The organism is Pseudomonas sp. B37(2017) (assembly GCF_002112885.1).
GTDB lineage: Bacteria > Pseudomonadota > Gammaproteobacteria > Pseudomonadales > Pseudomonadaceae > Aquipseudomonas > Aquipseudomonas paraglycinae.
The window spans coordinates 79834-100503 of record NZ_NEIX01000012.1; the positions used below are offsets into that span (position 1 = coordinate 79834).

The 20670-nt window shown below is 60.3% G+C and carries 15 protein-coding genes, 4 tRNA genes and 1 pseudogene; 10 read left to right on the top strand and 10 right to left on the bottom strand.

Annotation, left to right across the window (positions count from 1 at the left end; all coding sequences use genetic code 11):
* Nucleotides 1-40: 40 nt before the first annotated feature.
* Both CAF90_RS25000 and CAF90_RS25005 read left to right on the top strand, forming a co-directional pair.
* The gene (locus CAF90_RS25000; protein WP_085608859.1) at nt 41-1849 is read left to right on the top strand and encodes a di-heme-cytochrome C peroxidase; all 1809 of its coding nucleotides are present in this window, start codon (nt 41-43) and stop codon (nt 1847-1849) included.
* 26 nt (nt 1850-1875) lie between these two features.
* A complete protein-coding gene (locus CAF90_RS25005) occupies nt 1876-3012 on the top strand; it encodes a catalase family protein (protein WP_139834528.1) in 1137 nt (378 codons plus the stop codon).
* 145 nt (nt 3013-3157) lie between these two features.
* Here the strand turns inward: CAF90_RS25005 and CAF90_RS25010 are convergent.
* From CAF90_RS25010 to CAF90_RS25025, 4 genes are all read right to left on the bottom strand, one after another.
* Nucleotides 3158-3234: transfer RNA gene (locus tag CAF90_RS25010), tRNA-Asp, on the bottom strand.
* 19 nt (nt 3235-3253) lie between these two features.
* Nucleotides 3254-3329, bottom strand: a tRNA-Val gene (locus CAF90_RS25015).
* A gap of 190 nt (nt 3330-3519) precedes the next feature.
* Nucleotides 3520-3596: transfer RNA gene (locus tag CAF90_RS25020), tRNA-Asp, on the bottom strand.
* A gap of 19 nt (nt 3597-3615) precedes the next feature.
* Nucleotides 3616-3691: transfer RNA gene (locus tag CAF90_RS25025), tRNA-Val, on the bottom strand.
* Nucleotides 3692-3850: 159 nt separating this feature from the next.
* Between CAF90_RS25025 and rdgC the strand changes: the two genes are divergently transcribed.
* The 3 genes from rdgC (at nt 3851) to sugE (ending at nt 6318) form a co-directional block, all read left to right on the top strand.
* The gene (rdgC, locus tag CAF90_RS25030; protein WP_007950430.1) at nt 3851-4771 is read left to right on the top strand and encodes a recombination-associated protein RdgC; all 921 of its coding nucleotides are present in this window, start codon (nt 3851-3853) and stop codon (nt 4769-4771) included.
* Nucleotides 4772-4919: 148 nt separating this feature from the next.
* On the top strand, nt 4920-5885 hold the full coding sequence (locus CAF90_RS25035) for a bile acid:sodium symporter family protein (protein WP_085608827.1): 966 nt from the start codon (nt 4920-4922) through the stop codon (nt 5883-5885).
* A gap of 118 nt (nt 5886-6003) precedes the next feature.
* The gene (gene sugE, locus CAF90_RS25040; RefSeq protein WP_039769847.1) at nt 6004-6318 is read left to right on the top strand and encodes a quaternary ammonium compound efflux SMR transporter SugE; all 315 of its coding nucleotides are present in this window, start codon (nt 6004-6006) and stop codon (nt 6316-6318) included.
* 42 nt (nt 6319-6360) lie between these two features.
* Here the strand turns inward: sugE and CAF90_RS25045 are convergent, their stop codons facing one another.
* The 4 genes from CAF90_RS25045 to CAF90_RS25060 all read right to left on the bottom strand — a co-directional run bounded on the left by CAF90_RS25045 (nt 6361) and on the right by CAF90_RS25060 (nt 11155).
* The gene (locus tag CAF90_RS25045) at nt 6361-8235 is read right to left on the bottom strand and encodes an MFS transporter (protein ID WP_085608828.1); all 1875 of its coding nucleotides are present in this window, start codon (nt 8233-8235) and stop codon (nt 6361-6363) included.
* Nucleotides 8236-8345: 110 nt separating this feature from the next.
* Nucleotides 8346-9497 (bottom strand): TDT family transporter, encoded by a 1152-nt coding sequence (locus CAF90_RS25050; protein ID WP_085608829.1) that lies wholly within the window; start codon nt 9495-9497, stop codon nt 8346-8348.
* Between the two features lie 105 nt (nt 9498-9602).
* The gene (locus CAF90_RS25055; protein WP_085608830.1) at nt 9603-9914 is read right to left on the bottom strand and encodes a cupin; all 312 of its coding nucleotides are present in this window, start codon (nt 9912-9914) and stop codon (nt 9603-9605) included.
* 53 nt (nt 9915-9967) lie between these two features.
* A complete protein-coding gene (locus tag CAF90_RS25060) occupies nt 9968-11155 on the bottom strand; it encodes an MFS transporter (RefSeq protein ID WP_085608831.1) in 1188 nt (395 codons plus the stop codon).
* 91 nt (nt 11156-11246) lie between these two features.
* Here CAF90_RS25060 and CAF90_RS25065 point away from each other — a divergent pair.
* Both CAF90_RS25065 and CAF90_RS25070 read left to right on the top strand, forming a co-directional pair.
* A pseudogene (locus tag CAF90_RS25065) lies at nt 11247-11777 on the top strand (TetR/AcrR family transcriptional regulator); the annotation flags it as partial.
* A 144-nt stretch (nt 11778-11921) separates the two neighbouring features.
* Nucleotides 11922-15392: a hybrid sensor histidine kinase/response regulator gene (locus CAF90_RS25070; RefSeq protein WP_085608832.1), complete on the top strand. Its 3471-nt coding sequence runs from the start codon at nt 11922-11924 to the stop codon at nt 15390-15392.
* A 9-nt stretch (nt 15393-15401) separates the two neighbouring features.
* Here the strand turns inward: CAF90_RS25070 and rmuC are convergent, their stop codons facing one another.
* Nucleotides 15402-16766, bottom strand: a complete 1365-nt coding sequence (gene rmuC / locus CAF90_RS25075) for a DNA recombination protein RmuC (protein WP_170929427.1) — start codon at nt 16764-16766, stop codon at nt 15402-15404.
* Between the two features lie 175 nt (nt 16767-16941).
* Nucleotides 16942-17265, bottom strand: coding sequence for a hypothetical protein (locus CAF90_RS25080; RefSeq protein ID WP_081493545.1), 324 nt, complete (start codon nt 17263-17265; stop codon nt 16942-16944).
* A gap of 942 nt (nt 17266-18207) precedes the next feature.
* Between CAF90_RS25080 and CAF90_RS25090 the strand changes: the two genes are divergently transcribed.
* The 3 genes from CAF90_RS25090 to CAF90_RS25100 all read left to right on the top strand — a co-directional run bounded on the left by CAF90_RS25090 (nt 18208) and on the right by CAF90_RS25100 (nt 20609).
* A complete protein-coding gene (locus CAF90_RS25090; protein ID WP_007950419.1) occupies nt 18208-18432 on the top strand; it encodes a hypothetical protein in 225 nt (74 codons plus the stop codon).
* Between the two features lie 276 nt (nt 18433-18708).
* Nucleotides 18709-19191, top strand: coding sequence for a hypothetical protein (locus tag CAF90_RS25095; RefSeq protein ID WP_011333151.1), 483 nt, complete (start codon nt 18709-18711; stop codon nt 19189-19191).
* A gap of 146 nt (nt 19192-19337) precedes the next feature.
* Nucleotides 19338-20609: an OmpP1/FadL family transporter gene (locus CAF90_RS25100; RefSeq protein ID WP_085608834.1), complete on the top strand. Its 1272-nt coding sequence runs from the start codon at nt 19338-19340 to the stop codon at nt 20607-20609.
* Nucleotides 20610-20670 lie beyond the last annotated feature (61 nt).

The following is a 20670-nucleotide window of genomic DNA, read 5'->3' on the forward strand; positions in this document are numbered from 1 at the left end:
TCAGGCATAACAGCGCAACAACTCGACAAGGATGTTCATCTTGCGCCTCTTATACCGTGTGTTGACGCTGATCGTGGTGCTGCTGGGACTGGTTCTGGCGGTGGTTCTTTACTATGTCGCCAATCCGAGATTGCCCTTCCCCGCGCCCGCAAAACAGGTGCATTACCTGAACCAGTGGACTGAGCAAGAGCGCCAGATCTACTACTTCACTCCGCAGGGGACGCAGGTCAAAGGCCTTCGTTACGAATGGTTTCAGGCGCTGGAGCTGCCGTTCTCGCAGCAACGTTTTGCTTCCCCGGAATACCTCGCGCGCTTCGGCTTTCTGATCGATCCTCAACAGAAAGCCACGCCGGACAATCCGGGCAATCTGCCGGTAGGTTTCGCCCGGCATCAGAATCCCGGCAGTTCCGAGCAATATCTCGACATCACGTGTGCGGCCTGCCACACCGGTGAACTGCACTTCAATGGCCAGGCAGTGCGCATCGACGGCGGTTCGGCCCAGCATGTGTTGCCCTCCAGCGTTCCTACATTGCGCGGCGGCAGTTTCGGACAGGCATTGGTCGCCAGTCTCGCCTCGACCTACTACAACCCCTGGAAATTCGAGCGCTTCGCCCGCCACGTGCTGGGCAATGACTACGAAGCACGCCACGAACAACTGCGCAAAGACTTCAAAAGCTCACTGAACACCTTCATCAAAGTGGCCTGGAACGACACTCACCGTGGCCTCTACCCCACCGAAGAAGGCCCGGGTCGCACGGATGCCTTCGGGCGTATCGCCAACGCGACCTTCGGCGATGCGATCTCCCCAAACAATTACCGCGTGGCCAATGCCCCGGTGGATTATCCACAGCTGTGGGACATGTGGACATTCGACTGGGTGCAGTGGAACGGCTCGGCGCAACAACCGATGGCGCGCAATATCGGCGAGGCTTTGGGCGTCGGCGCCACGCTGAATTTCTTCGACGACAACGGCCAGCCGCTGCAAGGCGATGAGCGCTATGCCTCCAGCGTACGTGTGCGTGATCTGCACAAGATCGAAGAAACCCTGCAAAGACTGCGACCGCCGGCATGGCCTGAAGAGTTGCTCGGCGTCGTCGACAGACCCTTGGCAGCCAAGGGGCGAGCCCTGTTCGTCGAGAATTGCGCCGGATGCCACGTCCCGCGTCAGACCCAGGAAGGCGAGCGTTGGGTGCAACACCTGCACATGCTCCCGGTGGACGTCATCGGCACCGACCCGAACGCCGCCAACAACATTGCCAATCACCGTTTCGACCTGACCGCCCTGCAATGGAACCCGGCAGAACTTGAAAAAATGGACGTGAAGTTGCACCCCAAACCCAAGGAACCGCTGGATCTCAGCCAGCTTTCAGTGGCCAAGGGACTGGCTTACGTCACCGCCTTCGTGGAAAACCGTGCGTACCGTGAAGCGGGCGTCACCGCTGCCGAGAAACCACAGCTCGACGGCTTCGGTCTGCCGATTGGCGTTCGCGAAAAAGTCGCCTACAAGGCGCGTCCGCTTGCCGGCGTATGGGCCACGGCCCCGTTCCTGCACAACGGCTCGGTGCCGAGCCTTTATCAGTTGCTGTCGCCTCAGGACGAGCGCGCCACCACCTTCTATAAAGGCACCTTCGAATACGACCCGCGCCATCTGGGCTACCGCACCGAAGCCTTCACCAACGGTTTCCTGTTCGACACCCGCATCACCGGCAACCACAACAGCGGCCACGAATTCCGCGCCGGCGAGCGCGGCAACGGCGTCATTGGCCGACTGCTGCAGCCAGAAGAGCGCTGGGCGCTGCTGGAATACCTGAAAGTGCTGGGCGGCCCGCTGGAGGCGCAACTGCCATGATCTTCAATTCCTTCAAAAGACCTTCGATGCTGGCGCGGTTCTGGCTCTGGCTGGGACGGTTATTGGGTAAAACCCTGCTGATCCTGCTGGTGATCGGCCTGATCGGCTGGGCCCTGAGCACCGCGTGGTTCGCCTGGCAGCACCGTGGCCCGGTGTCGGCACTGGAACAGATTCCAGATGGCGAAGCCGCCATGACCCAGGACGTGATTCAGACCGCCGTGCGCATCGTCGATCAGCATCGCGAAAGCACCCGCTACCTGCGCGACGCCCATGCCAAGGCCCATGGCTGCGTGAAGGCCGATGTGCAGGTGTTGCCGGATCTGGCTCAGGAATTGCGCCAGGGCGTCTTCAGCGAACCGGGCAAGCTCTGGAAAGCGACGATGCGCCTGTCCAACGGCAACGCCTATCCACAATTCGACAGCATCCGAGATGCCCGAGGCATGGCGCTCAAATTGCTCGATGTGCCGGGCAAGCAGTTGCTGGGTGATCGTCAGGGGCTGCACGAGCAGGATTTCGTGATGTTCAGTCACCCGAACTTCTTTGTCAGCGATGTCGCCGAGTATCGTCAGAATGTGGCGGCGCAGGCTGACGGCAAGAAGGTCATGGCGTTTTTTCCGGGGTGGGATCCGCGCAGCTGGCAGATCCGGCATCTGTTCATTGCACTGGCGACCCTATCGCCACCGCCAGAAAGCCCGACCCGCACGACATACTTCTCGGTATCGCCCTACAAGTTCGGCGAGGCCAATGCCAAGTTCCGGGTAATGCCGGATCCGGAGCGCTGCCCCGCTTACACCTTGCCGAAACAGAACCAGGATCTGCCGAACTTCCTGCGCAGCGCGCTGAATCAACAGCTGTCGACCGACCGGATTCCAGCGTGTTTCGTGTTGCAGATCCAGCGACAGGACGCGAACAAGTACATGCCGATTGAAGACACCAGCATCGAATGGCGCGAACAGGACAGCCCATTCCAGACAGTGGCGAGGATCACCCTGCCCCCGCAGGACTTCGACAACCCGGCGCTGAACCTGCAATGCGACAACCTGTCGTTCAATCCCTGGTTCGGCATCGACGCTCATCGCCCGATTGGCGGGATCAACCGCCTGCGCAAAGCGGTGTATGAAGCCGTCAGCGATTACCGTCACAGCCGCAACTCGACGCAATAGCAGCGCCAGAAACGAAAAAAGCGACCGTCAAAGGTCGCTTTCTCATGTTCAGGCCCGGCAAAAGCCAAATCCCGGACAGCAAAAAGCCCGCACCAGGCGGGCTTTCTGTGGTGATCTGGCGTTCAGTGTTCCAGATTACCGAATATGGCGCAGCGGACGGGACTCGAACCCGCGACCCCCGGCGTGACAGGCCGGTATTCTAACCGACTGAACTACCGCTGCGCGAAACGCTTGAAACGAATGGTGGGTGATGACGGGATCGAACCGCCGACATTCTGCTTGTAAGGCAGACGCTCTCCCAGCTGAGCTAATCACCCTTCGCTTCGTTACGGGGCGCATTATGCCACAGATTTTCGTAATGTGTTGATTTAATTGAAGTTTTTTTCAAATAAATCCGAAAACCGGTGAAACGACACATCCCGCATGTACAACTCGAGGCAGAAAAAAACCCGCCTTGGCGGGTTCTTCCGTGGTGACCTGGCGTTCAGTGTTCCAGGTTACCGAATATGGCGCAGCGGACGGGACTCGAACCCGCGACCCCCGGCGTGACAGGCCGGTATTCTAACCGACTGAACTACCGCTGCGCTAAACACTTGAAACGAATGGTGGGTGATGACGGGATCGAACCGCCGACATTCTGCTTGTAAGGCAGACGCTCTCCCAGCTGAGCTAATCACCCTTCGCTTCGGTGTGGCGCGCATTCTACGGAGCGACCCAACCTCTGGCAAGCACTTTTTTAATTAATTTTCTTAGCCCTTCCAAAGGCTTAGAGAAGGGTTGGCCTATGACCCGGCGAAGACAATAATGCCCCCCTTTGTATAAAGGAGAGACTCACCCCATGTGGTTCAAAAACCTGCTTATCTATCGCCTGACCCAAGACCTGCCTGTCGATGCCGAGGCGCTGGAAACTGCACTGGCCACCAAACTGGCGCGTCCATGTGCAAGCCAGGAGTTGACCACCTACGGTTTCGTCGCGCCGTTCGGCAAAGGCGAAGATGCTCCACTGGTGCACGTCAGCGGTGACTTCCTGCTGATCTCCGCCCGTAAAGAAGAACGCATCCTGCCGGGCAGCGTCGTGCGCGACGCGGTCAAGGAAAAGGTCGAAGAGATCGAAGCCGAGCAGATGCGCAAGGTCTATAAGAAGGAACGCGATCAGATCAAGGATGAAATCATCCAGGCTTTCCTGCCGCGCGCCTTTATTCGCCGCTCGTCGACCTTCGCCGCCATCGCGCCGAAACAGGGTCTGATCCTGGTCAACTCGGCCAGCCCGAAACGCGCCGAAGACCTGCTCTCCACCCTGCGTGAAGTGATCGGCACCCTGCCGGTTCGTCCGCTGACCGTGAAAACCGCGCCGACTGCCGTGATGACCGAATGGGTCACCACCCAGCAAGCCGCCCCGGACTTCTTTGTGCTGGACGAGTGCGAACTGCGCGACACCCACGAAGACGGCGGCATCGTGCGTTGCAAGCGTCAGGACCTGACCAGCGAAGAAATCCAGCTGCACCTGAGCACCGGCAAGGTGGTGACTCAACTGTCGCTGGCCTGGCAGGACAAACTGTCGTTCATGCTCGACGACAAGATGACCGTCAAGCGCCTGAAATTCGAAGATCTGTTGCAGGATCAGGCGGAACAGGACGGCGGCGACGAAGCCCTCGGCCAACTGGACGCCAGCTTCACCCTGATGATGCTGACGTTCGGCGACTTCCTGCCGGCGCTGGTTGAAGCACTGGGCGGCGAAGAGACTCCGCAGGGCATCTAAAACCTGCCGAGTGAAAAACTGTGGGAGCGAGCCTGCTCGCGATAGGGCCATTGCACTCAACATTTTGTGTCGACTGTAACGCCGCCATCGCGAGCAGGCTCGCTCCCACATTGGTTTCTGCGGTTCTATTAATAATAAGGAACAGGCCATGCGCGCACTGGCTGCACTGAGTCGTTTTGTCGGCAACACCTTCGCTTACTGGGTTCTGATTTTCGCGGTGATCGCGTTCCTGCAACCGGCGTGGTTTCTCGGCCTCAAAGGCGCGATCGTGCCGCTGCTCGGGCTGGTGATGTTCGGCATGGGCCTGACCCTCAAACTCGACGACTTCGCCGCCGTCGCCCGTCATCCATGGCGCGTCGCATTGGGCGTGGTCGCGCATTTCGTGATCATGCCGGGGATGGCATGGTTGCTGTGCCAGATTTTTCATCTGCCGCCGGAAATCGCCGTCGGCGTGATTCTGGTCGGTTGCTGCCCGAGCGGCACGTCATCGAACGTCATGACCTGGCTGGCCCGTGGCGACCTGGCGCTGTCGGTGGCCATCGCCGCCGTCACCACCCTCCTCGCCCCGCTGCTGACCCCCGCGCTGATCTGGCTGTTGGCTTCGGCGTGGTTGCCGGTTTCGTTCATGGAGTTGTTCTGGTCGATCCTGCAAGTGGTGCTGCTGCCGATCATCCTCGGCGTGGTCGCGCAACGTGTGCTCGGTGACAAGGTCCGCCACGCGGTGGAAGTGTTGCCGCTGGTGTCGGTGGTCAGCATCGTGATCATCGTTGCCGCCGTGGTTGCCGCCAGCCAGGCGAAAATCGCCGAATCCGGCCTTCTGATCATGGCCGTGGTGATGCTGCACAACAGCTTCGGTTATCTGCTGGGTTATTTCACCGGACGCCTGTTCGGCCTGCCGCTGCCGCAGCGCAAGTCCCTGGCACTGGAAGTCGGCATGCAGAACTCGGGGTTGGGGGCTGCGCTGGCCAGTGCGCACTTCTCGCCGCTGGCGGCGGTGCCGAGCGCGTTGTTCAGTGTGTGGCACAACATTTCCGGGGCGCTGCTTTCGACGTACTTCCGGCGGATGAGCGAAAAAGAAGACCGTGAAACGTTGGCGCAACAGGCGGCCGACTGATTCCGGATCAAGGCGCGGCGCACAATTTTAGGTAGTATGTGCGCCACGCGGGGACGACCCTGCGGCTCAATCGAGTTTTCAATCTGGGGACGGCCCCGTCAATCGATGGAGGTCTTTCATGTCCTGGATCATTCTGTTTTTCGCCGGCCTGTTCGAAGTCGGCTGGGCCGTCGGCCTTAAATACACCGATGGTTTCACCCGTCCGCTGCCCACCGTTCTCACCGTCGCCGCCATGGCGGTCAGCCTTGGCCTGCTCGGGCTAGCGATGAAGGAGCTGCCGCTGGGTACGGCTTACGCGATCTGGACGGGAGTCGGCGCCGTGGGCACGGTGATTGCCGGGATCATCCTGTTTGGCGAATCGATGGCGTTGATTCGCCTGGCCAGTGTGGCGTTGATCGTCACCGGACTGATCGGGCTCAAGGTCAGCGCCTGAGCCGTTGCCGCCATCCGTCAGGGGTGGCGGCTTTCCAACCAACTACCTGACTGTCCCGCGCAACTCCCCGACCAACGCCTGCAACTCCGCTGGCTGTGCCGCTTCAACGGCAACCGGCGAACCCGCCACCAGCGTCACCCGCGACCACAACCGGTGAAAGAAACCCTTATCGGGATCGCGACTGAAGAAACTCCCCCACAACCCCTGCAACGCCAGCGGAATCACCGGTACTGGCGTCTCCTCGAGAATCCGCGTCAGCCCGCCCTTGAACTCGTTGATCTCACCGTCGGCAGTCAATTTGCCTTCCGGGAAGATGCACACCAGCTCACCGTCCTTCAGATACTGGGCAATCCGGGTGAAGGCCTTTTCGTAGATCTGAATGTCTTCCTGGCGTCCGGCGATAGGAATCGTCCCTGCCGTGCGGAAGATAAAGTTCAGCACCGGCAGGTTGTAGATCTTGTAGTACATGACAAAGCGAATCGGCCGACGCACTGCGCCACCAATCAGCAACGCATCGACGAACGACACGTGGTTGCACACCAGCAACGCCGCGCCCTCATCGGGAATCGCCTCAAGGTTGCGATGCTCGACGCGGTACATGGAATGGCTGAGCAGCCAGATCATGAAACGCATGCTGAACTCGGGGACGATCTTGAAGATGTAGGCGTTGACGCCGATGTTCAGCAGCGACACCACCAGGAACAACTGAGGAATCGACAACTTGACCACGCTCAGCAACACGATGGTGACAATCGCCGAAACCACCATGAACAACGCGTTGAGAATGTTGTTGGCGGCAATCACCCGCGCCCGTTCGTTCTCGGCGGTGCGCGACTGGATCAGGGCGTACAGCGGCACGATGTAGAAACCGCCGAAGATCCCGAGGCCCAGCACATCGATCAACACCGCCCAGGCATGTCCGAAGCCCAGTACTTCAGTCCAGCTGTGGCCAGCGGCGCTTTCTGGAATTCCACCGGAATGCCACCACAGCAGCAGCCCGAAAACGGTCAGGCCGAACGAGCCAAACGGCACCAGGCCGATCTCGACTTTGCGCCCGGAAAGCTTCTCGCACAACATCGAACCCAGTGCGATGCCGACCGAAAACACGGTAAGAATCAGGGTGACCACGGTTTCGTCGCCGTGCATCCATTCTTTGGCGTAAGCCGGGATCTGCGTCAGATAAATCGCCCCGACGAACCAGAACCACGAGTTGCCGACGATCGAGCGCGACACCGCAGGCGTCTGCCCCAGGCCGAGTTTCAAGGTGGCCCACGACTGACTGAAGATGTTCCAGTTCAGGCGCATTTCCGGGGTCGCCGCTGCGGCGCGAGGAATGCTGCGACTGGCCAGATAACCCAGCACGGCGATGCCGACAATCGCGGCGGACACCACCGGCGCGTAATTGGCCGACGACATCATCACCCCGGCGCCGATGGTCCCGGCCAGGATCGCCAGGAACGTGCCCATCTCCACCAGCCCGTTGCCGCCGACCAGCTCATCCTCGCGCAATGCCTGCGGCAGGATCGAATATTTCACCGGCCCGAACAGCGCCGAGTGCGTACCCATGGCGAACAGCGCCACCAGCATCAATGACAGGTGATCGAACAGGAAGCCGACGGATCCCACGGCCATGATGGCGATTTCTGCCAGTTTGATCAGACGGATCAACGCATCCTTGGCGAATTTTTCCCCGAACTGTCCGGCCAACGCCGAAAACAGGAAGAACGGAAGGATAAACAGCAGCGCACACAGGTTGACCCAGATGGAGCGGTCACCTTCGATGGTCAGCCGATAGAGAATGGCGAGGATCAGCGACTGCTTGAACACGTTGTCGTTGAACGCGCCCAGCGACTGGGTGATGAAAAACGGCAGGAAGCGCCGGGTGCGCAGCAGGTTGAACTGTGAGGGGTGACTCATCTTCCGTGTGACCCTGTTGTTTTTGGAAAGAGAAGGTAGCGAGTGGCCTGGCTACGCTTATAAGAATCTCGAACCGCGATCCAGGCCACACATTACCTAATCTTTGCAGGTTATTTCTTCAAACCTGCAATGCACGGTGAAACAAACAGCTCGCCGCGCCACGCACCTTGCAGCGTGCGCTTGCCGACGATCAGCCACATCACCGCCAGCAACGTCACCAGTACACAACCGGCCACACTGAAGAACGTCAGGTGCAACGTGCTGCCCAGTTTCAGGGTGGCCAGCGAATACACGCCCAGCGGGAAGGTAAATCCCCACCAGCCGAGGTTGAACGGGATGCCGTCACGCAAGTAGCGCAAAGTGATCAGCAGCGCCATCAACATCCACCACAGACCGAAACCCCACAGTGTGATCCCGGCGACCAGCCCCAGCCCCGAAGCCATCTCGCCGATGCCTGGCAAGCCGTTGGCCGCGAAGATCGCCGGGGCATCGCCGCCCAGCAGCAACATGCCCAAGGCTCCGGTCCCGATCGGGCCGAGAGCCAGCCAGCTCGACGCCGCCATGTTTTCGTGGGGCAGTTTGTGCAAGGCCATGCGCAACAACAGGATGGTCAGGATGCTGAACGCCACCGGCAGGGAAAAGGCCCACAGCACATAGCTGGTCACCAGCACCACCAGTTGCGAGTGCGCATCGGCGAGATGCGGCGCCAGCAGTCCACCGCTGGCCGCCGCCACTTCCGCGGCCACCACCGGCAGCAGCCAGACGGCGGTCATCTGATCGATGCTGTGTTCCTGACGGGTAAACATCATGTAGGGAATCAACACACCGCAGGCCAGCGACATCGCCACGTCCAACCACCACAACACCTCGGCCAGCTGAATCACCCCGTCGCCCCAGCGCGGCAGACCGAACAGCAGAAAGCCGTTGATGATGGTCGCCAGACCCATGGGAATGGTACCGAAGAACATCGAAACCGTGGAGTGGCCGAAGATCCGCCGCGCTTCGTCGAAGAACAGAATCCAGCGCGCGGCGTAGGCAGCGGTAAACAGCACGAACAACAGAATGTTGAACAACCACAGCCCTTCGGCCACGGCGTGCAGGCCGGGAATGGACACCGGCAATTGCGCCAGCGCCAACGCCAGCACGCCGGTGCCCATGGTCGCGGCGAACCAGTTCGGGGTGAATTGGCGAATCACTTCACGCGGGTGCTGAAGCTGGCTGAATGGCTTGATGCCAGGTTTGGCGCTGTTGGGGCAAATCATCATGAACTCCTGTCCTCAGGTGAGGTTGAGCTCATGGTAGAACCGAATCGAATATCTATATAACGGGTAATATCTCTAACTGTTATCTGTTTTGTAGATATGCAGTCAGACACTGCCTTCGGTTTCGATCACCAGAATCCGCGCTGCGCCCTGAGGATGAGCGACATGTTCGGTGCCAATGGACGCGTAGAAGATGTCGCCAACATCAAGCAAGGCCTGCTTCTCCTCGCCTTCTTCGCGGTAGTGCATGAGCACTCGGCCGTCGAGCACCACAAACACTTCTTCACCGTCATTGACGTGCCATTTGTAGGGCTGATCGGTCCAGTGCAGGCGCGTGGTGATGCCGTTCATGTTGGCGATGTCGAGCGCGCCCCATGCGCGCTCGGCGGTGAAGGACTTGCTGCGGATAATCTTCATGGGTCGATCCGTGAGAAGAATGGGCTGGCCAAGGCTAACCGAATCCACAGGTGTTATGGAGTGCTGCAGGTTTTGGCCGCTTGCGCCCGGAAACTCATCAGCAGCGCACCAACCGCCAGCACAATCAGCACCGCGCCATACACATCGGTGGTGGCCAGCAGGCCCACGCTGTGGGTGAAATGCCCAGCCAGCAACGCCGGCAGGCAGAACGCCAGATAACTCAGCACATAAAACGCCGACATCAAACCAGCACGCTCATGAGGCAATGCCAGCGGCACCAGGCTGCGCACCGCTCCGAGAAAACCGGAGCCAAAGCCACAACCGGCCACCAGCGTACCGAAGAAAAACAGCGACAGACTGGCGCTGTGTACGCCCAACAGAATCAGCACGATACCGGCCGGCAGCAGGCTCGCCCCGAGCTGCAGCGCCCGAGAAGCGGGACGGTTGCGCAACGTGAAGATCATCAATGCACCGGTCACGGTCAACGCCGCCACGGTCGCGCCGCCGATCAGGTTGGAGGTGGAGCCGGTGGCCGTGCGCACCAGTGACGGCGCCAGCGAGGCATAAAAACCGCCGAGCGCCCAGGTCGCGGTATTCAACGGCAACACTCGCCACAGCGTCGAACGCGCCTGCACCGGTACATGCAAGGTCGGCCGCAACGAAGCCCACGCCCCGGCTTGCGGCGAAACGCTTTCCGGCAGGCGCCAGACATAAATGCCCTGCAGCACAAACAGCGCGAGCAGCAACCAATAGGTCAACTGCAACGGCGCCGGAGCGAACTCGGCCAGCAAGCCGCAACCCATGCCGCCCAACGCCATGCCCAGCAAAGGCGCAACGCTGTTGATCAACGGCCCTTGCTGGCGATCAGTGTCCAGCAGCGTCGCGCTCAACACGGCGGTGGCCATGCCGGTGGCGAAACCTTGCAGCACTCGCGCGCCGATCAACCAGCCCACGCTGTCGGCGTAGATAAACAGCAGCATCGCCAGCGCATTGAGCGTCACGGCGGCGAAGATCACCGGTTTGCGTCCCAGGTGATCCGACAGCGACCCGACCGTCAGCAACGCGGCCAACAGACTCAGCGCGTAGACGCCGAAAATCAGGGTCAGTACCGCTGCCGAAAAATGCAGCTGATCCTGATACAGGTGATACAACGGCGTCGGCGCGGTGGAAGCGGCGAGAAAACTCAGTAAGGTGATCGCCAGAAACCACAGGCTGGAACGGTGGGAAGCAAGGCTGGTCATGGGCACACTCCGCAAAAGCTAATTTTTTGCTTTTGCGGAGTGTGCTCTCGGCTTGCGCTTAAAGCAAATTCTTTGTGTTAAGGTCTGCCGCATGGCTATTAAAGAAGGTTTACGCCCCGGCGGTCGCAGTGCCCGGGTGCAGGAGTCGATTCATTCGGCAGTCCGCGCGCTTCTGCAAGAACAGGAACGCTCGACGGTGACCGTCCCGCAAATCGCGGCGCGCGCCGGCGTGACGCCGTCAACGATTTACCGGCGCTGGGGAGATCTGGCGGCCTTGCTGGCCGACGTCGCCCTCGCCCGCATGCGCCCCGACAGCGAGCCGGCTGAAACCGGCAGCCTGCGCAGCGATATCCGTGCGTGGGCCGAACAATATCTCGACGAAATGAGTTCCGAGCCCGGACGCAACATGATGCGCGACGTGCAGGCGAGCGCGACGCCGGGCTATTGCGTGGCGATCATCGGCGCGCAATTGCAGACCATCATCGAGCGCCACCCCGAGGAAACGGCGCCGAGCGTGGATCGACTGATCAATCTGGTGGTGTCCCCGGTGGTATTTCGCATTCTGTTTTCGGCAGCGCCGCTGGAAGTCGAAGAACTGCACCGCCTGATCGACCTCGCGCTCAAACCGGACTGGTCAGAACTGCCCGGTTCTGTTCCTGCGACACCCCGCCGCGCCACGACCTTGGTCGACACTGACTAACCGCCGCGCCCGTGCGAGACTGTCTGACCGGGCGCGAGTCCGGTCGTTTTCTGTCGGGAGTGTTCCATGTCGTTGTCCACCGGGCTGATCGCCGCCGTCGCCCTGGCCTATATGGCCATCATGTTCACCATCGCCTTCTACGGCGACCGTCGCAGCACACCGCTGCCGCCACGGGTGCGTGCCTGGGTGTACAGCCTGTCGCTGGCGGTCTATTGCACTAGCTGGACATTCTTTGGCGCGGTCGGCCAGGCCGCCGAACAACTGTGGTCATTTCTGCCGATTTATCTGGGGCCGATCCTGCTGCTGCTCGGTGCACCGTGGGTGCTGCAGAAAATGGTGATGATCAGCAAGCAGGAGAACATCACCTCCATCGCCGACTTCATCGCCGCCCGTTACGGTAAATCCCAGTCGTTGGCGGTGGTGGTCGCGCTGATCTGTCTGGTCGGCGTTCTGCCCTATATCGCCTTGCAGCTCAAAGGCATCGTCCTCGGCGTGAACCTGCTGATCGGTGCCGGCGCCGACGCCATGGGCACCCGCGCCCAGGACACCGCGCTGATCGTGTCGCTGGTGCTGGCGCTGTTCACCATCGTTTTCGGTACGCGCAACCTTGATGCCACCGAGCACCACCGCGGCATGGTGCTGGCAATTGCCTTTGAATCGCTGGTCAAACTGTTCGCCTTTCTCGCCGTCGGCGCCTTCGTCACTTATGGGCTGTATGACGGCTTCGACGACCTGTTCAATCAGGCAATGCTCGCGCCGCGTCTAGAGGAATACTGGAAAGAAACCATCAACTGGCCGTCGATGGTGGTGCAGACCGGCGTGGCGATGATGGCGATCATCTGCCTGCCCCGGCAGTTCCACGTAACAGTGGTGGAGAACATCGACCCGCAGGATCTGCGTCTGGCCAAATGGGTGTTCCCGGCCTACCTCGCACTGGCCGCGTTGTTTGTAGTCCCGATCGCCCTGGCCGGTCAGATGATGCTGCCCAGCTCGGTCATCCCCGACTCCTTCGTTATCAGCCTGCCATTGGCCCAGGCCCATCCGGCACTGGCGATGCTGGCGTTTATCGGCGGCGCTTCGGCGGCCACCGGCATGGTGATCGTGGCGAGTGTGGCGCTGTCGACCATGGTCTCCAACGACATGCTGTTGCCGTGGCTGCTGCGCCGCAACAATGCCGAGCGCCCGTTCGAAGTGTTCCGCCAGTGGATGCTCTCGGTGCGTCGGGTCAGCATTGTGGTGATCCTTTTGCTGGCCTACGTCAGCTACCGTTTGCTCGGCTCTACTGCGAGTCTGGCGACCATCGGCCAGATTGCTTTCGCGGCGGTCACCCAACTGGCCCCGGCGATGCTCGGCGCGCTGTACTGGAAACAGGCCAACCGTCGTGGCGTGTTCGCCGGCCTCGCTGCCGGCACATTCCTGTGGTTCTACACCCTGATCCTGCCGATCGCTGCGCGCAGCCTCGGCTGGTCGCTGGACAGCTTCCCCGGCCTTGCCTGGCTGCACAGCAACCCGCTGAACCTGCCGATTACCCCGCTGACCCAAGGTGTGGTGCTGTCGCTGGCGGGTAACTTCACGTTGTTCGCCTGGGTCTCGGTGCTGTCACGCACCCGGGTGTCGGAGCACTGGCAGGCCGGACGTTTTATCGGTCAGGAAATCAGCGCACGGCCGAGCGCCCGCTCGATGCTGGCGGTGCAGATTGATGACTTGCTGCAACTGGCCGCGCGGTTTGTCGGTGAAGAACGCGCGCGGCAGAGCTTCATCCGCTTCGCCTACCGTCAGGGCAAAGGCTTCAACCCGAATCAGAACGCCGACGGCGAATGGATCGCCCACACCGAGCGATTGCTGGCGGGTGTCCTTGGCGCCTCTTCGACGCGAGCTGTAGTAAAAGCCGCCATCGAAGGTCGGGAAATGCAGCTGGAGGACGTGGTCCGGATCGCCGACGAAGCTTCGGAAGTGCTGCAGTTCAACCGCGCACTGCTGCAAGGCGCCATCGAAAACATTACCCAAGGCATCAGCGTGGTCGACCAGTCGCTGAGACTGGTGGCCTGGAACCGCCGCTATCTGGAGCTGTTCAACTATCCGGACGGTTTGATCAGCGTTGGCCGGCCGATTGCCGACATCATTCGCCACAACGCCGAACGTGGCTTGTGCGGCCCCGGCGAAGCGGAAGTTCACGTTGCCCGACGCCTGCACTGGATGCGTCAGGGCCGCGCCCACACCTCCGAGCGACTTTTCCCCAACGGCCGGGTGATCGAGCTGATCGGCAACCCGATGCCCGGCGGCGGTTTCGTCATGAGTTTCACCGACATCACCGCGTTCCGCGAAGCCGAGCAGGCCCTGACCGAAGCCAACGAAGGGCTGGAGCAACGGGTCAGCGAACGGACTCAGGAACTGTCGCAACTCAACGTCGCGCTGACCGAAGCCAAGGGCAATGCCGAAGCGGCCAACCAGTCCAAGACCCGCTTCCTTGCCGCCGTCAGCCACGACTTGATGCAGCCTCTGAACGCCGCGCGGCTGTTCTCCGCCGCCCTCTCCCATCAGGACGACGGCCTGAGCGGCGAAGCGCAGAAACTGGTGCAACACCTCGACAGTTCGCTGCGTTCGGCCGAAGACCTGATCAGCGACCTGCTGGACATTTCCCGCCTGGAAAACGGCAAGATCAACCCGGATCGCAAGCCGTTCGCGGTCAATGAACTGTTCGATATTCTCGGCGCAGAGTTCAAGGCGCTGGCTCAGGAACAGGGCCTGAGTTTCCGGGTACGGAGCAGTCAGTTGCGCATCGACAGCGACATCAAGCTGCTGCGGCGCATTCTGCAGAATTTCCTCACCAACGCGTTCCGCTACGCAAAAGGCCCGGTGCTGCTGGGCGTGCGTCGGCGAAAAGGTGAAATCTGTCTGGAAGTGTGGGATCGCGGGCCGGGGATTCCGGAGGACAAACAGCAAGTGATCTTCGAGGAATTCAAACGCCTCGACAGCCACCAGACCCGCGCCGAAAAAGGCCTGGGCCTGGGCCTGGCGATCGCCGACGGCCTGTGCCGCGTGCTCGGCCATACCTTGCGCGTGCGTTCATGGCCGGGGCGCGGCAGCGTGTTCAGTGTCCGCGTGCCGTTGGCCAAAGCGCAGACCGTGCAGGCGCCGGCAGCGGTGGAAATCAATGGCAAATTGCACAGCGGTGCGCAGGTGCTGTGCATCGACAACGAAGACAGCATTCTGATCGGCATGAACAGTTTGCTCACACGCTGGGGCTGCCAGGTCTGGACCGCGCGCAACCGCGAAGAATGTGCGGCGCTGCTCGACGACGGCGTGCGGCCACAATTGGCATTGGTCGACTATCACCTCGATCACGGCGAAACCGGCACCGATCTGATGGCCTGGTTGCGCACAAGGCTGGGCGAGCCGGTGCCGGGCGTAGTGATCAGCGCCGACGGGCATCCGGAAACGGTGGCGCAGGTGCACGCGGCGGGACTGGATTATCTGGCCAAACCGGTGAAACCGGCGGCGTTGCGGGCGTTGTTGAGTCGCTATTTGCCGCTCTAGCAGAGCGGCTTATTCAGGCAGTTCGACCAGGCCGTCGGCGTCGGTCATTGCGCGTTCCAGCAGATCCGCCGGCAGACTTTTGCTGGCTCGCGCGCCGAGCAATTTGAGCTGTTCGCTGCGGCTGACCAGGTTTCCGCGCCCTTCTGTCAGCTTGTTGCGCGCTGCGCTGTAGGCTTTGTCCAACTGTTGCAGACGATTGCCGACTTCGTCCAGATCCTGAATGAACAACACGAACTTGTCGTACAGCCAGCCGGCACGCTCGGCGATTTCCCGGGCGTTCTGGCTCTGGCGCTCCTGCTTCCACAGGCTGTCGATGACTCGCAAAGTGGCCAGCAGCGTGGTCGGGCTGACGATCACGATGTTGCGGTCGAAGGCTTCCTGAAACAGCGTCGGCTCGGCTTGCAATGCAGCGGAAAACGCCGCTTCGATGGGCACGAACAGCAAGACGAAATCGAGGCTGTGCAAGCCTTCCAGACGTTTGTAATCCTTGCCGGCCAAGCCTTTGACGTGGCTGCGCAGGGACAGCACGTGCTGCTTCATGGCGATCTGGCCGATGGCCTCGTCGTCCGCAGCCACGTACTGCTGATACGCGGTGAGGCTGACCTTGGAGTCGACCACCACCTGCTTGTCGCCCGGCAGGTAAATGATCACGTCCGGCTGGAAACGCTCGCCATCCGGGCCCTTGAGATTGACCTGGGTCTGGTACTCGCGGCCCTTCTCCAGCCCGGCATGCTCAAGTACGCGCTCGAGAATCAGCTCGCCCCAGTTGCCCTGGGTTTTCTGGCCCTTCAGGGCGCGGGTCAGGTTAGTCGCTTCGTCGCTGAGGCGCAGGTTCAGCTGCTGCAAACGCTCCAGTTCCTTGGCCAGCGAGAAGCGCTCACGGGCTTCGGCCTGATAGCTTTCCTCGACGCGTTTTTCAAACGACTGGATGCGTTCTTTCAAAGGATCAAGCAACTGGCCTAGGCGCTGCTGGCTGGTTTCGGCAAAGCGTTGTTCGCGCTCATCGAAGATCTTGCCGGCCAGTTCGGCGAACTGTGCGCGCAGCTCGTCACGGGACCCTTGCAGGTCATCCAGGCGTTGTTGATGGCTTTCCTGTTGCTCGCGCAATTCGGCATTCAGCGAAGCCGCCTGGGCGTCCAGGCGCCGCAATTCAGCTTCCTTGTTGGCGCGTTCAAGGTTCCAGGCGTGGGCAGCGTCACGGGCGTCATCGCGCTCGATCTGCAACAGCTCGACTTCCCGGCGCACGGCCGCGAGATCAGCTTGTTTGGAGGCATTGGCCTGGCCGAGGTCGGCGATTTCATCGCGGCAGGCTTCAAGTTGAGCAGTGAGGCCGTCCTGGGCCAGTTGCGCCATGGCCAGTCGCTCTTCGAGCAACGCGACTTCAGACTGGTTCTGGCTGGCCCGGCGTTGCAGTTGCCAGGCCAGTGCCAGCAGCGGCACGGCCGCGCCTGCCAGCCCCAGCAGGATGCTGGTCAAGTCCATCGCCATAGTGATTCCCGCCGATCCGATAAAGCCTGAAGGTTAACCAAGGCGCCAGGTCTTGGACAGCTCAGTCTTCGATCAGGCCGAGTTCCTGTTGCGCGCGGCGGTCACCGGCGCGGGCGGCCTGGCGCAGCAGGTCCTGGCCGATCCGGCGATCCCGGGCATTGCCGCACTCGCGGCACATCAACTGACCGAGACGACTTTGCGCGGCGACCACCCCTTCCCGGGCCGGTTGCTTGAGCAGGCGGCCGGCGAGATGCTTGGCATTCTGGCTGTCGCCCAGGCGCGGGCTGTCGAGCAGCCATTCGGCCACGCGCACGGAAAATCGCTTGGGAGCGGTAACACGAGGGGGTTGGGAGGTAACAGATTCTGGAGCTGAACGAAACTTCATAAAGCACTGTGGGACAGATCGGAAGGCGCGCCACTCTACTCTTTTTTTCGCACAGGTAAAGTCGAAAAAAACCCGGCACGCCCGTGCTAGAGCAAGCGCTCGGGACAATCCACAGAAGCTGTGGATAACTCAGTGGACAACCGTCCTCCAGTCGCCGCAAAGCCTTGTGGAATGGGGCTCGCAGTCAAACTGACGATTTTTTCACCAGTTAAAAAAAGCGATGTTTTTCATTGACTTAAACTTTCGATGCAGGCAGCCATCGGGGTCAGGATCGTTGTGACAGCGCCGTTACAGTCTGCGCAACTAATGTGCACAAGTACCTGTTACGCGGTTATATCGATGCGCCTTTTCGGGTCGTTTTGGCATTCGGGCTGGGGATAAGCCCCTGCGCCGAGCTTCAGCGCCGGTCATGTCGTGGCGACCGACGGTCATGATGTGAGCCAGATCGGGGCAGACTCGATGACACCGGAATTTTTTTGACCAGCGGGTTTGCCTTCTGCAGATCGTTCCGTTAGTATCCGCGGCGTTAGTACCAAGCTGAAAGTCAATTCCGGTCGAACACACCCCACGGTCAGCCTTCTCTCACAGAAGCCTCCACCGACAAAAGCGGGACCGACCCCTCGATGGTTTCCAGGTAAATCTTGCGACAACACAGCCTTTGAATCGAATGCAAAGGGTGTTGCGAAGACCACTTACTCTGACCGAACCAACCTGCAAATTGATCAGGATCTTCACCCCGGGCCCAGAACCTCTGCCCTCGATGTGTTGCCTGTCCTCCTAAGTACCTACCTGCCAGCCCAAGCGCGCCAACTTTTATAGCGCTCGAACTGGCTGCCTTGTTCCAGTCGGGTTCTTCGTTCGACCAATGGTGGTTGACGTTACTGGAACGTTTTAACGTTGCACGGTTCTTATCCGTGTCATTTGTAGGAACACCTAATAACTATGTCGACTCAAATCCAGACTCAGGATGCCATTCGCACCCTAACCAACGCTTTTGCTCCAATGAACTGCCTGATCATGGCCGCTCGCAAAGGCTGCTTCAGCTTCACCGTGGTCAATGAACACGGGATCGCCCGCCACAGCGAGCGTCTGTACCCCGATCAATACTCCAGCGCCGAACCGCTGCAGGCCGTGATTGATCGCACCCGTCAGGCATTGATCGCCTGAGAGGCCGAAATGGCTGCAAAAGCAAAAGCCCCGCTGAGAATGCGGGGCTTTTTATTGCCCGATGTTTCACTTCTGCCACTTTCTGCCTAATCACTAACCGATATAACGGTTATAACGCCTCGCCGGAAATATTTTAAAAACAGGCCTTTACGTCGCGAATATGACACTACACTTCAACTTAAGCGGCGTGATCCGCTTCCGGCGAGCCTGAGTCGATCCACAGCTGCCAAGCTCCCCTTCAGGTCTCGCCGCCCGATAACAAGATCCGAGGGTTTTATGGGTATCGCTGCCAGCGAACTGTGCCGCTACGTGATCCGTCCTACGCTGATCTACCTGGGACGCCACTGCGCAACTGCCGAATCCCTGTTGCTGGGCATTGCCGCCAGCCAGTCCGCCCTCGGTTCCGCCCTGCATGACCGCCGTGGCCACGGCCTGTACCGGATTGCCGAACACCGTCACCAGGCCCTCTGGGATCATTACCTGGCGCTGGATCCGGAACGCGCCAGCCTGGTTCGCGGCCTCGCCAGCCAGCATGCTTTCCTCAGCGGCCCGCACCTCGAACTGACCGTCAACCTGCGGTACGCCACGGCCATCGCCTGGCTGCTGGTCGAAGAACAAAACCCCATCCTCCCCGAGCCGGACGATCTGCTGGGCATGGCGCGTATCTGGCGTCAGACCTTCCAGCCTCAAGGTCGTCTGCGCGATTTCACCTGCGCCTGGCAAACCTGTGTTTCACCGCTGAATCAGGTCGCTTGCTGACCCAGCGGTTTCACAACATCGCCCAACAGGTGGCGAATTTGGTCGGATTGTCCTACAAAACCGCTCTAACTCAAGGCATACGGACTATAGCGCTGGGACGAAAATGTTGGTAATTTTCGCCCCGGTGATCACCAGGAGTTCTAATAATGAAAAAAGTCATGCTCAAAACCACCCTTAGCCTTGCCGTAACCGTGGCATCCACCCAGATCTTCGCAGCTGGCTTTGCCATCAACGAACACAGCATCAGCGGGATGGGGACTGGGTACGCCGGGCGATCTTCTTCTGCCGACGACGCAAGCACCGTTTATGGCAACCCTGCCGGCATGTCGCGCATCACGCGCGAACAAGTCACCGGTGGCGTTGCATTCCTCGACGCAAAAACCGATATCAGCGACGCCAGCTCCAGCCCGAACGGCGGCAGCAACAAAGGCGACATGGTGCCCTTCACCTCCGTACCTATGGGCTACTACGTCAAGCCGATCGACGAGCATTGGGCATTCGGTCTGGGTGTGTACGTACCCTTCGGCCTGATCACCGACTATGAAAACGGCTTCGCCGGCCGTTACTTCGGCAGCAAGTCAGAAGTCAAGATCATCACCTTCCAGCCAACCGTCAGCTACAAGTTCAACGATGTCGTGTCGATCGGTTTCGGCCCGACCATCAACCGCATCGACGGCTCGCTGGAATCCAACCTGTCGATCACTCAGGCTGCGCCGGACGGCAAGGTCAAGATCAAGGGTGACGACACCGCGCTGGGCTACAACGTCGGCGTACTGGTACAGGCTACCGACACCACTCGCCTGGGTCTGACCTACCACTCGAAAGTCGACTACAAGCTCGAAGGTAACACCAAGGTCAACTACGGTGTGCTGGGCGCGATCGGCCTGGGTGCGAACCAGAAATACGACGCTTCGCTGAAGATCACCACACCTGAATCCGTGGACCTCTCGGTCACTCAGGCGATCAACGATCGCTGGAACGTCTACGCCGGTACCACCTGGACCCGTTGGAGCCAGCTGGAAAAGATCACCGTCAAGAACTCCGGTGTACAGCCTCTGCTGGCTGGCCAGTTCGGCGAGATCACCGAAGAACAGAACTGGCATGACACCTGGGCTTACGCCATCGGGACGTCCTACCAGCTGAACAAGGAATGGGTACTGCGTACCGGTCTGACGTTCGACCAGTCGCCGACCAACAACGTCGACCGTTCGCCACGCATCCCGACCGGCGACCGGACCATTTTCAGCATCGGTGCCGGCTGGAGCCCGACTGAAGACCTGACCATCGACGTTGCCTACTCGTACCTGAAGGAAGAGAAGGTCAACATCCGCAACGAAAACGATCGTGGCCAGAGCTACAACTCGCAGTATGAAAACTCGGCAAACGGCTTCGGTGTCGGCGCAACCTACCGCTTCTGATGCAGTACGGCGAGGCTGAGCTCTTTACCATTTGAGACCTCGCCCATTAAAAAGCCCCGCT